This is a genomic window from Pantoea sp. OVA07A (genome assembly GCF_019969975.1).
Taxonomy (GTDB): domain Bacteria; phylum Pseudomonadota; class Gammaproteobacteria; order Enterobacterales; family Enterobacteriaceae; genus Pantoea; species Pantoea agglomerans.
Genome location: NZ_JAHXYM010000003.1, coordinates 393,152 through 405,706, shown reverse-complemented (window position 1 = coordinate 405,706; position 12,555 = coordinate 393,152). Strand labels below are relative to the sequence as shown.

13 protein-coding genes are annotated in these 12,555 nt (G+C 50.5%); 4 read left to right on the top strand and 9 right to left on the bottom strand.

The genetic code is table 11. The features are described from left to right. Nucleotides 1-316 precede the first annotated feature (316 nt). Entirely contained in the window at nucleotides 317-733 is a 417-nt protein-coding gene (locus tag LC417_RS13025) for a cell envelope integrity TolA C-terminal domain-containing protein (RefSeq protein ID WP_033743904.1), read from the top strand. A 129-nt stretch (nucleotides 734-862) separates the two neighbouring features. Here the strand turns inward: LC417_RS13025 and LC417_RS13020 are convergent, their stop codons facing one another. Further along, the gene (locus LC417_RS13020) at nucleotides 863-1,111 is read right to left on the bottom strand and encodes a hypothetical protein (protein ID WP_223565972.1); all 249 of its coding nucleotides are present in this window, start codon (nucleotides 1,109-1,111) and stop codon (nucleotides 863-865) included. A 147-nt stretch (nucleotides 1,112-1,258) separates the two neighbouring features. Continuing rightward, nucleotides 1,259-1,795: a hypothetical protein gene (locus LC417_RS13015; RefSeq protein WP_223565971.1), complete on the bottom strand. Its 537-nt coding sequence runs from the start codon at nucleotides 1,793-1,795 to the stop codon at nucleotides 1,259-1,261. A gap of 31 nt (nucleotides 1,796-1,826) precedes the next feature. On the opposite strand from LC417_RS13015, the gene LC417_RS13010 reads away from it, so the two are divergent. From LC417_RS13010 to LC417_RS22540, 3 genes are all read left to right on the top strand, one after another. Continuing rightward, nucleotides 1,827-2,501 (top strand): SOS response-associated peptidase family protein, encoded by a 675-nt coding sequence (locus LC417_RS13010; protein ID WP_223565970.1) that lies wholly within the window; start codon nucleotides 1,827-1,829, stop codon nucleotides 2,499-2,501. 109 nt (nucleotides 2,502-2,610) lie between these two features. Further along, on the top strand, nucleotides 2,611-3,132 hold the full coding sequence (locus LC417_RS13005) for a GNAT family N-acetyltransferase (protein WP_033760635.1): 522 nt from the start codon (nucleotides 2,611-2,613) through the stop codon (nucleotides 3,130-3,132). Between the two features lie 122 nt (nucleotides 3,133-3,254). Continuing rightward, nucleotides 3,255-3,563 carry an NAD(P)-dependent oxidoreductase gene (locus LC417_RS22540; RefSeq protein WP_223565969.1) on the top strand — a complete coding sequence of 103 codons (309 nt, stop codon included), beginning with the start codon at nucleotides 3,255-3,257 and terminating at the stop codon, nucleotides 3,561-3,563. 163 nt (nucleotides 3,564-3,726) lie between these two features. Here the strand turns inward: LC417_RS22540 and LC417_RS12995 are convergent, their stop codons facing one another. From LC417_RS12995 to LC417_RS12965, 7 genes are all read right to left on the bottom strand, one after another. Beyond that, nucleotides 3,727-4,458: a GntR family transcriptional regulator gene (locus LC417_RS12995; protein ID WP_033760632.1), complete on the bottom strand. Its 732-nt coding sequence runs from the start codon at nucleotides 4,456-4,458 to the stop codon at nucleotides 3,727-3,729. A gap of 99 nt (nucleotides 4,459-4,557) precedes the next feature. Further along, entirely contained in the window at nucleotides 4,558-5,343 is a 786-nt protein-coding gene (gene frlD, locus LC417_RS12990) for a fructoselysine 6-kinase (RefSeq protein WP_033761093.1), read from the bottom strand. Nucleotides 5,344-5,442: 99 nt separating this feature from the next. Continuing rightward, a complete protein-coding gene (frlB, locus tag LC417_RS12985) occupies nucleotides 5,443-6,465 on the bottom strand; it encodes a fructoselysine 6-phosphate deglycase (RefSeq protein WP_033760629.1) in 1,023 nt (340 codons plus the stop codon). 21 nt (nucleotides 6,466-6,486) lie between these two features. Further along, the gene (gene frlA / locus LC417_RS12980; RefSeq protein WP_022624401.1) at nucleotides 6,487-7,827 is read right to left on the bottom strand and encodes a fructoselysine/psicoselysine transporter FrlA; all 1,341 of its coding nucleotides are present in this window, start codon (nucleotides 7,825-7,827) and stop codon (nucleotides 6,487-6,489) included. A gap of 384 nt (nucleotides 7,828-8,211) precedes the next feature. Continuing rightward, nucleotides 8,212-9,048 carry a hypothetical protein gene (locus LC417_RS12975; RefSeq protein ID WP_163658716.1) on the bottom strand — a complete coding sequence of 279 codons (837 nt, stop codon included), beginning with the start codon at nucleotides 9,046-9,048 and terminating at the stop codon, nucleotides 8,212-8,214. Between the two features lie 3 nt (nucleotides 9,049-9,051). Next, nucleotides 9,052-10,638, bottom strand: a complete 1,587-nt coding sequence (locus LC417_RS12970; protein WP_022624399.1) for a hypothetical protein — start codon at nucleotides 10,636-10,638, stop codon at nucleotides 9,052-9,054. Between the two features lie 12 nt (nucleotides 10,639-10,650). Beyond that, nucleotides 10,651-12,072 carry an OmpA family protein gene (locus LC417_RS12965; protein WP_222939347.1) on the bottom strand — a complete coding sequence of 474 codons (1,422 nt, stop codon included), beginning with the start codon at nucleotides 12,070-12,072 and terminating at the stop codon, nucleotides 10,651-10,653. Nucleotides 12,073-12,555: the final 483 nt, after the last annotated feature.

The following is a 12,555-nucleotide window of genomic DNA, read 5'->3' as shown; positions in this document are numbered from 1 at the left end:
ATGTTTCGTATAGCTTAACGTTATCGGCGTGGTTTGAAAAGAGGGGTGAGATTGTTGCGCGTCTGAAGCAGGGTACAGAATGATGACCAACGGCCACGCATTTCGATCGGAACAGAAAAATTTATAGGTAATAGGAAGGTGTGTATTGCCAGGTAACAGTAGTGCAGTCCCGCCGAAAAAGCGCCGAAACACTGTCTTTTTTTGAAAACGTAGCTGATGACTGAGCAGATGAAGTACTGGGTTGTTCTGGTGGCTGTGGATATTAAGTCAGTAGAATTAATGGTATAAAATATGGGTAAAGATCAGGGATGTAATCATGAAAAGAATAATTGCTTTGACTGCCGCATTGGCAGTTTCAGGATGCCATATGAGCACAAATCACATCCGACAAAAGGGAATTAAGACTCCCGACGCGTCAGAGATTAAAAGTCAGTGTGAATCTCAGACACCACAGCAAACTCAAGAGCGTGAAACTCAGCTTTGGCTCTGCCAGGCTGTTACAGCAATACAATATCGGTTTTTCGATGCAGATAATTATCGCGGTAAAACATGTGATGTAAGGATCAGGCAGCCGGAAGGCGAGCCTCCGGTAAGCATCAACGTTCAGGGCGGAGATCCAGCTCTGTGCGCTGCTGCAATTAAAGCAATCAAACAAGCTGCAGATGCCCACACTTTTCCAATGAGACCCGCCTTTATGAAGGATGAAATCCCGATACATTTTGCTCCGCAATAAGATTACATAGCTAAGGAAAGTGTTAAGCGTTGCACTTAAATGTCTAAACTCACAATCCCATAAGGCACCGTGCTGCTCTGAAGCTATGCCGTCAGATACCGGCTGCTAAAACTGTGCACCGCGATGCAGTTATCCGTTGTCAGCAACAGACAGCAAACTCTTACTCCAGTACAAGCTCCATTCAGCCCAGCAACTTTCAGGGTTGATATCGAAGTAACCGCGGCATTCAGCCATGGCGAGAGCAACATCACGCGGCACTTCGATAGTTGTGGCATTATCACGGATGCTACTGACTTCCTGCTCAGTAAGCGGGCTTCCTTTCTCATTCTCAATTCTCATCAGTAATGGGATGAGGGCAGGTATAAAAACTATGGTCATGAGTTATATCTCATATTATTAAAGGTTCGTGTCCCTACGAAGTCACTAAAATATGACCTCTCCGGGGTGCGGTAAGTGGCATTCTGTAAAATGTGTCTTCCTGAAAAATATCAATTCATCGTCGTTTCATCGCTACAAGGCTTGAAATCAATTAACACTGCCCAGGCATACAGGCAGGTTTGTATAGCCCGGCTGGCTTGCCATAGATAAGGGTGAACAAGTCGGCGCCATATTCTGGCTAACTGGCTGAGCCTGGGGCTGATTTTGATACTGGCTGTCATCGCTGTTCGTTGAGGATTTTCTTGCGGCCTGACGGCCCTTCTCACGCACGTAGGATGACGTGTAGTTATGGGCCTGGTATGCGCCGTAACCTGCTGCGCCCGCTGTAGCATATCTTGCCGTTCGCTTGGCGCTGGAATATCTCTTCTTGATTCTGGGTGTCGTTGTTTGTGATGAATAACCTGAACTAAAACTATGGCTGTAGCTTCTATGCCCACCCCCACCACGATGGCCGCGCGCATCAGCTGTAAACGAGGCCGCAATCAGTGATGCCATAGCCAGACTTAAAATAATTCCCTTCATTACGGCTCCAGTATTTTCATATTCATTAATCATGTTCTCGTCAAAAATCACGATATCTTCAGCCAGATAAACAATTTTTTTAGATTTATTTAACTCATTCAACGCTGCGCTATCCTTATGAGAGGAGGTGCCCATGTGTGGACGGTTTGCGCAGTACAGCAGCAGAGACGATTACTTTGAATCCCTGGGGCTGAAGCCCGATGAAATTATTTATGATCCGGAGCCGATAGGCCGCTTTAACGTAGCTCCAGGCACCAAAGTGCTCTTGCTCAATGAGCGGGATAATGAACTGCACTTTGATCCGGTTTACTGGGGTTACGGTCCGGAGTGGTGGGACAAACAACCGCTTATCAATGCGCGTGGTGAAACCGCTGCGACGGGACGCATGTTCAAACCGCTGTGGGAGCATGGTCGCGCCATTGTTCCTGCCAATGGCTGGTATGAATGGAAGCGAGAGGGCGACAAAAAACAGCCTTACTTTATCTACCACAAAGAGAAAGAACCGCTGTTCTTCGCCGCTATCGGCAACGCTCCTTATGGTAAGGATCATGGGCATGAGGGTTTTGTTATCGTAACGGCAGCGAGCAATAAAGGCATGGTTGATATCCATGACCGACGCCCGCTGGTTTTAAGTGCGGATGCTGTACGCGAATGGCTCAGTGCCGAAACCACGTCAGAACGTGCTCAGGAAATTGCACATGAAGCCGCATTGCCGGAAAAGGACTTTACCTGGCATCCTGTTACAGCCAAAGTCGGCAACATCCACAATCAGGGTGAAGCGCTTATTAAAGAGATCAAGCCTGACTGAACAGACTGATGAGGTGAGAGATTTACATAGTTTCCCGCACCGTTTCCCGTTATAAAAACAGGATCACTCGTTTCTTAATCTGAGAGCGTTTATTTTGCAGCCAAACACTATGCGGTTGTTTCTTCGGCCAGTCACCCCATCAGATGCCGATGATCTTTACAGGATCTACGGCGACCCTGCGACGAATACGTTTAATCCCGCGGGCCCTCATCCGGATATCCATCATTCACGGGAAGTGCTATCGCGCTCTATCCGTCACTGGGAATTGAATGGCTTCGGCAGTTGGGCTATCTCGCTTCAGGATAATCCAGAAAGAATCATCGGTTTTGGGGGATTGAGCATCAGAAGCTTTGCCGATATCACGATCAATAATCTGGGATATCGTTTCTCTCCGGAATCCTGGGGGAAAGGACTGGCGACGGAATTTGCGAACTATGCAGTTAGTTATGGGTTCGAAGAGATAAAACTGGCTGAAATTTCTGCAGTCGTAAGAGCGAATCATCTGGCTTCACAAAAGGTTCTGATTAAGGCCGGACTCCGTCATACCCGGGATATTTATGATTTGGAAAATGCGCCCGCAAGCATGCTGTTTACCCTGAGTCAGGATGAATGGAATCAAAAACGGGGGTGAGGAGGATATATCCTGTCCTGTCAGTACCTATCGTTTCAGGTCAATCAGTGCGAGCTGTAGATGATGCGCTATAAAGTTCGCTTTGAGCGCGCTGTAGCGTTGAGCATCGTTGTTACAGAGTGATGCTGCTTACACGTGCAGGCGTCGCTATTGTGGAAGGGATTGGCTCCCGGGTTGCGTCTGCTGAGTTAACCTGGCTGTTGATCATGGCATCCAGAAGAAACTTAGTCTCGTCGGAGAATGCAATGGCTCAGGGACGATGGCAAAGAGAACCAGGCTCTGCTGTTCATAATCAGGACATCGGCTTTCTGGGCTATGGGAAAATTGTTAAACGTCTTGCTTCATGTGCAGCCATTTTGGATGCAGGATCAGGCATGGGGAAGTTCACTTGCCAGGGAATAAGCGCGAGCTGGCGGATGGAAGGTTCCTGAGAGTCGCGAGCAATTCTTTAAAACGCGCAGTGTGTTAACGGTACATCAAAGGAAAAAATCGCCTTGCCGCGGCAGCATAAATAGACCGGAAATGGGTGTCAGGTAGCCGCTGCTGATGAGTGAAAAGCGTGCCACGGCGCCGTTATTTCTCTGCCAGTGATTTTCAGTGACGATGATTATCAATTGTCAGAGTGACGCGGTTTGCCCGGCAGAAGAGCTCTGAATAGTGCACCGGTTTATCGTTCTGATCGTAAGCGATCTTACTGATGCGAAACAGCGGTTCGCCCAGCTCGCACTGCAACCTGAGCGCTTCCGCTTTTGTGGCGGTAAAAATATCGATGGTTTTTTTGTCGCTGACGACGCGACTGTCATATTTTTGCTGGAAAAGTTTATAAGTTGAAGCACCTGCGTGATAAACCTGATCAAAGCCGGGATAACGTGAGAGAGGGATCCACGAACAGTCGATGAACAGCGGCTCGTTATCAAGATACATCACCCGCAGCAGGCGAAACATTTCGCCGTTGCCAGCAATATTAAGCCTTTCGCAGAAGGGATCACTACTGACTCGCTCCTGTTCAATCACTTCTTCACGCGTCGGCTTTCCCTGCGAAACACCAAAATCAGTAAAACCACTCACCGTTAGCAGCGCATTTTCAACCTTGTTGCTCTGCACAAAAGTTCCTTTTCCCTGCCAGCGGATCAACACGCCATCTTTAACCAGTTCCGTTATCGCCTTGCGAATCGTAATGCGGCTGACGTTATATAACGTGCATAAGTCGCTTTCGGTCGGGATCTGTTGGCCCGGCAGGTAAATGCCCTGTGCAATTTCATCCAGCAGGCGCTGACGTACTGTGGCATAGAGCAGTTGATGTGAATATCGCGCCGTCGCTGGCATGAGTCGACCCTGACAGTTGAAAATAGTGAAAGTGATTATAGGAGGCTTTATAGCGGAGTCATAGGGGCTGGCGCGCGGAGTGTCACGCCAACCCAGGTTTTACCAGGCGCCATGATAACTCAATGTCCAGGCGGCACAGTGCGATCCCTGCTTCATGGCCTGTGCGGTTGTCTCACCGGCAGCAACTGCGCAGAGAAAGCCTGCAATGTAAGAGTCGCCCGCCCCCATCGTATCTACCACATCCACTGGTTCAGGCGGCATACGCCAGAACTGTTTTCCATCCCAGGCCAGGCTGCCATTTTCGCCCAGCGTGGCAATTGCGACGCCCGCGCCGCACTCCACCACGGTTTGCAGCCGGTCACGCAGCCAGGCCGATTCGACTTGAGCCGACGCAAACAGGTAATCAAGATACGGCGGTAAGCTCTGCCACAGTGGGTTTTCCCATTTGTCGGCAAAGTCGAACGAGACGATCTTTCCCGACGCTTTTAGCACCGGCAGCGCCGCCTCAGCGTGTCCCCAGACCGCGGAATGGATCATATCAAAGCCGTTGAGCCATGCTATGTCTTCATGACTCAACGTAAAATCCGCCATAACACCTTCGGTGTAATCGCCCAAAATGCGATCGTTGTTGCGCAGATCAACCTGGGTTTGCGCGGTCATGCCAGCTTTCGTGTGCAGATGAGAAATATCCACCCCTTGTTGCAGCAGGTCACGCTTCAGTATTGCACCATACGCATCATCACCCACCCAACTCACGCAAGCAGACTGCATGGCATAACGCCTACTGTAGACTGCGACATTCACGGCATTGCCGCCGGAAAAGGCTTTGTTGAGTTGAGGATAGATATCCACGCAGTTATCGCCCACCGTCGCCAGCCGCATCATTCCGTCAGGTTGCGTTGCTTCACCTGCTGCTGCATCGTCCTTTTTCATTTCGCGTCTCCTTGTAGAAACGCCTGGTCTTCTTCAGACCAGGCAAAAGGATTAATACTCAACTAATCCGCCGTAATAACGGCGATCGTCTGGGTTGTGATCTTTATAAATAGAGAGGTAATAGCAGAGCCACTCCATTGGGACGAACATCAGGAAAGGTGCCAGCCACGGATGCAGTCCCTGAGAAATTTCTGCGTAATCAATAACAATCACGTTGTCGGTACGCTCACGCACGAAGCGGATAGCCCGTTCGGTGGTATGGCGACTTTCATCGCTGCCAAGCAAAAACAGGAAAGGCACGCCAGGCTCGACGACCTCCAGTGGCCCGTGACGAAACTCGCCACTCTCAATCACGGAACCGTGTGTCCAGGTAAATTCCATTAAGGTAACAATGCCCTCTTTGTAGCCCAGCGGACGCAGCGGACCGGCCGATACGGTATAGATCATTGGCCACTGACTCGCCTGTTCGCCCAGCTGACGGCCTTTATCTTCCCATGTGCGCACCAGATGCCCCAGCGCTTGCGGCAACTTGCGCAGATCGTTTTTGATTTTGCCGATCTCGGTATGCGGTGAGAGACGGGTAATCATCCCGATCACTACGCTGTAGCAGAGCAGCAGGTGAATCTCCCAGATGCAGTCCGCTTCATAGGCCAGTACATGGTCAGCGGCCTGGGTAATCGGGCTGTCGTGATATTTGGTGAAGGCAGCCGTCAGCGCGCCGCAGGCCGCACCCAGCTCCAGCGCTTTAATTACCTCCTCCGTTTTACCGTAATCAGAAACGCCAATGACCGCGCAACGCGCATCAAGACGATGCGGTGTGTTGTCACAAAATTCCCAGCCGGAAAGCGCATAAACCTGCAGGCTCGAGAAGCGATCGGCAAGGTGTTTTGCCGTTTGGGCCGCATTGAGCGGTGACCCGCAGGCGACGAAGTAGATGCGATCGATACCGCGTTGCACCATCTCATCAACGATGGCGTTAACGCGCGGTACATCCCGTTCCAGAATTTTTTCAACTTCCGGCACCATGTTTTCAGTGACCAGAAAATCCACACTGCGTTTATCAATATTCAACATGAAACAACTCTCCAGACAGGGTTAAGAAACGTGAGCCAGACGGCGATTGCGCTTTTCCCAGAAGGCGTAAGCGGGCAGACCGGTAGCGATGACAATCAGGGCACAAATAAGTCCAGGAACAGGCGCCCATACGAACGTGGACGCCACAAGAATCAGGCTGGAGGCGATAGCGGCGAAGGTCATCAGACCGAAGGCGGGCGTGCGCCACAGCGGTTTGTAATCTTCGCGTTTACGACACCAGATGATGGAACTGAAGGTGAGGGTGTTCTTAAAACACATCACCAGCGTGAAGTAGCCGAGCAGGCTGGTCAGATCGGAGACGAAGATAAAGAAAATGCCGAGCGCACACTGCAAAATGATTGAGACATCCGGCGTGTTGTACCGGGGATGAACGTGAGCAAAGCTTTTGAAAAAGAGCTTGTCTTTGGCCATCGCATATTCCAGCCGGGGTTGGTACATCACACAGCTGGAGAGCGATCCGAGGATGACAATAATGGCCGTCACCGCAACAAAAATACCCGCTACGCTGCCGAGCGCCGGAATATAGGTGAGGGCATCGGAGAGGGGCGTTTCGGATGCAGCCAGCCTGTCGAACGGCATCAGACCTGAAATCACCAGCGCTAACAGCGAGTAGAGCACCAGAACCAGCAGACAGGAGCCAATCAATGCGCGCGGCATCGTTTTGCCCGGATTTTTGATTTCGCCTGTCATATAACAGATCGACGCCATGCCGGTATAGGACCAGCTTGTGGCTGAAATCCCCGCCAGCAGCGCCATAAAGCCTGCTGCAGCACTGGTAGTCGCCGCACTCTCCACTACGACAAAGTTGTCACCTTTGAGCCAGAAGATGCCGATGCCGATCACGATGACAAAAGGAATGATTTTGGCGATGGTGATCAGTGTCTGAAAGGTGGCCCCGCCTTCTACCGAACGCAGATGCAGCAGCATAAAAGCCAGTATCAGCCCGGTCGCTACCAGCTTGCCGCTCAGCGGATCGAGGGGTATCAGAAAGCCCAGATTACTGACAATGGCGAGCGCCATGATTGAGAGTGAAGGGGCATCATTCGCCCAAAAGCTGGCCCAGCCGGAAAGAAAGGCCAGCGGACGGCTGCCGGCGTTTTTCAGGTAAATATAATCGGCACCGTTTTCAGGATAGGCTGTGGAGAGTTCTGCATAGACACACATCTGCGGAATGACGATAAGACCGCCAATGACAAATGCCAGCACAGTAAGCCACGGCGTACCTGCCGCTTTTGCTACTTCACCAACCGAAACGAAGATACCGGAACCGACGGTGGTGCCGATGGAAATTGCCAGCACGGCCCAGAAGCCGAGCTTGCGTTGCAGATCCTGGCTTTCCATATCGTTACCTTTTTTAATTTTCAGGGTTGTAGGGTTAAGAGCAGCTCGTCGAAATAACGCCAGCAGAAAGCCGCATCCCCCTCAACGGCCCGGGGGATGGAAAATCCGCCAAATGATGTAATAACGAGATGACTCATAACCAATATAACAACACATGATGAATATAGATGGCGAGGGAGATCACAAATTCATCACAAGAAGAAACAGCGAGCGTTGGTTATTGATCAGGTGATTGATTTATATGAATATAATTTTCAGGCGGGTTAAAAGGATGAGAGAGCGAAGCAGGTGTAAGCGCAGAGGCGCAGCTGACATGTGCGCCATAACATGGCAGACAGAGCAGCAAGAAAAAATGAGTAGGGGCAGGAGACCGCCCCTGTTGTTTTAATTCAAATTAACGTTAAGCGCTGGTGCACCGAAGCTTATAACTTCAGCATTCGAGGCGGCAAAATAACCCCGCCAGAACGCTTCCAGTTGCTGAAGCATTTTGCCCGATCGATAGTTATTCTTTGCCTCCGTATCGATGAGTCCCGCGCCGGCGACAAAGACTTTTGCTCCCCTGAAATCAGTCAACAGGTTTTGCTGCTTTACCAGTTGCAAAACCTTATCAGGGGAGATCAGCCGCATCGTATTATTGCGATAGAAACTGTCGAAGGCGCTGTTTTCCAGCATGTCGGAGATGAGAAAAATCGTACGCGATGCTGCTTTATCCTGTGCCAGATCGTCACTGATGCGTTTCAGGCTGTCCAGAATTTCACTCTTCGCGATGTTGTCCCCTTGCTCAGCAAAACTCTTTGCCATCAGGCCACCAATGGTTTTGCCAAAATAGACTTTTTGCTGACCGAGACACTGATCAAGGCTCTTCAGGCTCTCCATACCCAGGCTGTCGCGAATCTTTTTATCTGCCAGCAAGGGATCGAGCTGCCCATCGAATAGCCGCTGCATAAAATTATTCTGAAGCAGCGCAGAGAACTGATAGAGCACCACCCGATCGCCCGGCTGGGTAAAACGGAGGATCTGTTGCCAGCTGGCATTTTTGATTTCCCGCGGTACTTTTACCGTTTGATCAATAATAATTACCAGTTCGCGTCCGCTATCTGCCGGACGATAGTGACTTAACTTCGCGAAGTCATAACAGGCGGGAATATCATTACGGCTGGCAGCCTGAGCCAGGGCGGTCGCCCCGACTAACAGCAACAAACACCATTTGTTGATTTTCACTGCTTAGCCCCGTGCTTTATTGAGAAGCGACTGCACCTTGCGCCTGCTCAGCAGAGCAGAGAGCGGCAGTTCAAGATCGTCCGCGACCAGGCGTAACTCTTCGTCATCCAGCAGCGTAAGATCGCCCAGGGCCGCGACCCGCGCTTTATCGTCAGCATGGTGTGAGGCCAGCGTCGGCGCGTTCGCAGATTTCAGTGCGGCCATTGCTGGCGCTGTCGCGACGAAATCATGAACCATAACAGTTTCTGGCTGAGGCTGAGCATTGTCGGTCGCAGTGGCCCTGCTGGCGGAAAACTGTTGATGTTCATCATCCGCCAACGCCTTATCACGCTGCTTACCCCGCACGTAATCATCAAATGTGCGTACATCATTCTGAGCGTTACTGGCGCTGCTGGCACGCTGCATCGCCATGCGGTTCTGCAGGCTGGCGAGCTTATCCTGAGCATCTCGCTCAACGCGCTCACGCTGCATAGCGTACCAGGCCGCAAACTCATCTGAACTGCTGAAATTACCGATATACTTTGCTGCCAGTCGCGATTCAATTCCCACCAGCGAACGGGAATAACCAATCAGAATACCAATAATCTGCACGCCAATAAAAATCACCGACAGAATAATAAAGGTCAGTTTCGAAGCGAATACACGATTTTCACGGACTTCGCTGGCTGCCTTCTTATCCGCCTGCTGATTATCTTCTACAGCCTGTTGCGGCAGATCGAAGGGCGACGACGCATTAACAGATGCGTTCTGGCTGAATGGTGTTCCATTTACCGCTTCCGTCTCAGCGGCATTGATGGTCGCAGCACGAATAAAATAGGCTCCCACCGCGAAGGTCATAATCAGTAATAGTGTCACCACCGTCTGCACATACTGGGGTTTAGCCCCAATCCCGTGCTGCACGCGATTCAACATCTGCAGATAGCTGGGTGCATCATCATCAATGCGGCTATTTTCCAGCGAAACTTCCGTGTTTTTCACCAACGCCTGTGCATTACCTTCGAGTCTGGCCTCTTTATGCCAGTAACGAATTTTACTTAGCAGCGTATTTTTATGCAGTTGGGTCCCCATTAAATGCGTTGCAGGAACCAGGATTACACCAATTAGCACTGAGACCACGATTGCAGAAAGTTCAGCCTGGTTCGCCGAAATATTGTTGGCAATAAACGGGGAGAGGACTAACGCGAAAATGAATGCTTCCAGAATTACTAAGGCAATGCTGCAAAGCCATAGCACCACACTGGTCGGCTTGCGCCCGCGTTCATCCACTTTGTTCAGATAATTTACACAGCGCTTATAAAAATCGGCATCCCGGTTTGAGGTACTGTGATGTTGATAATATTTCCCACACAGTGCTTCTTCGGCCGGATGCCATATTAATCCCCCTGTGCTTTTACGTCGGGCTTCATGGCTGTGAGAAAGACGCGCGACATGTCCTATCAGCGGTAATGAACAAAAAAAGTTGAGGAAGAAATAACGCACTTCATCCCACCATTTTATGACTGCAAGCGTCAGTGCCAGCAAACCAAACAGTGGCCAGAAGATGTAGCGATAGGTCGCGATGGCCTGCATCAAACTATTGAAAATTTCCATTGATATTATCCGTTATCCGCGCTGAGGAGCATATTCGGCCAGCCATGGCTGACGGTGATGGGTGTAAAACAGTTGGCCTTGTTGCGCTTTAGATCCACTTTTAGGCAACAGCAGATCCACGCAGGAGAGAGGCTCATCGGCCGCGTTCTCAATGTATATCCGGTAAAGAATGCTCTCTTCGCCCTCCCAGCTATTGGCAATCCCCGCCATTGCTTTAACGGACGTGCGATTGCCTTGCGCATAGTTGGGGGTAATGATCACCTGTGGGTTGCGGGTGATTTCAGCGCCATTCTTCAGAACATAAACCGGCGTCAGCGTGACCAGATTGCCATTAACAAGGCCCGCCCACGCCCGGCCATTCATACCAGGCAGATAATCACTTGTGTCATGACTTTCAATCGGTTTTCCGCTGGCCAGGTTTTTCGCCATCCCACTAACGCGTGGCAGATCACTCATACAACTGCCTGTGACACTGCTGGCCTGCGCCTGATTAATCAGGCTAAAGCCTTGTGACACAGGTTTAAGATTGCTGGCGAGGCCCAGTGTATTGAGTGACGCGGGTTTGCCACCAAAATCGATAAAGTTTGATGGATTACTCTCCACTGATGACAGCGGTTTAGTGGGTTTTCGGGGATGCGCGCTGGCAGATTCCGTTATTGACGGCGCTGGGCGACTTTTCAGGCGACCAGAAGATGCTTTTTTACTCGCGTCAGTTCGTGATGATGATGCTTTAGCCAGACTGCTGTCAGCAGCGGAACTGTGGCGTAAATAGAGCGGATTATTATTTTCCTGCGCCAGACGCTGACGCAGTAACGCTTCGTTTGCTAAAGCAACGATCTCTACGCGACGATTCTGGGCACGGCCACCAACGGAGTCATTGTCTGCAAGCGGACGGGCAGAACCGACACCCTGAAAGTAGAGCTGGCTGGCTTTAATGCCGCTCTGCTTCAGGACCAACCCTACATTATGCGCTCGTGCTTCTGACAGCTGTTGATTGTATTCCGCGCTGCCTGTGGCATCGGTGTGACCGACAACCAGCAGTACGCCCGCATCATTCTGCTGGCCGCTGTTCATCGCCGCTGCAATCTTTTGTACCTGGCGGAAGCCGCTATCGGTCAATTCCGCGCTGCCCGTGCTGAACATCGTACTGTCTTCAACCTGAGCGACAATGCCCACCTGCGCCGCCTGACTTTTTTCCTGTGCGTTAAGCGCCTGCGTTGAAATCCGTATCTGCTCTTCCTGCGCGACTTTCGCCAGCGCTTGTTCACGGTTCTGCCAGACATTGCCGACCACGCAGCCCGCCATGCCGCCAGCTAATCCTCCCACTAATGCTTTTTTAGCGTCATGAGTGACAAGATAAGTAATGCCACCGCCTAAGGCCGCACCACCAATACAGCCAGCAGCGGTGCCATAGTCACGGGCAAAATCGTGCATTGTTGAGCAACTTGACGTAAGTGAAACAGCCACTGCTATGCAAGCAGCTTTCCTGAGAAAGGGTAAATTCACATCTGTTCCTTGATAAAATAATCTGTACGGCTAATGAATTTTTAGAATTGAAATGAGAATTAAAAAGCTCAGGGTTTTATCGGCAGGTAGAAGATTAACTTTAGTTTTTCTTTATCTGGTGATGATCTGCTATTGAAAAACAGGAATAAAAGATGTGAGCGGTTTTTTTACGCATTTATCGTATCCACATTAATGGCTAAGGATAACTGATGAGTGTAGATAAGAAGCCGGAGAGGATGTGAGGATTGCAGAGGACCCTGGAGAGAAGATGAGCGGATGACGAATATATTACCTGTCCCTGCCCCGGAAAAATCAGAAGCGAACCCGTCACGGGAAGAACCGAAGTTGAGAATAACTATCTGAGTAATCAACAGCGCTCAGGCCGGGTTAAAGAGTCTGATGCTTGTAAGA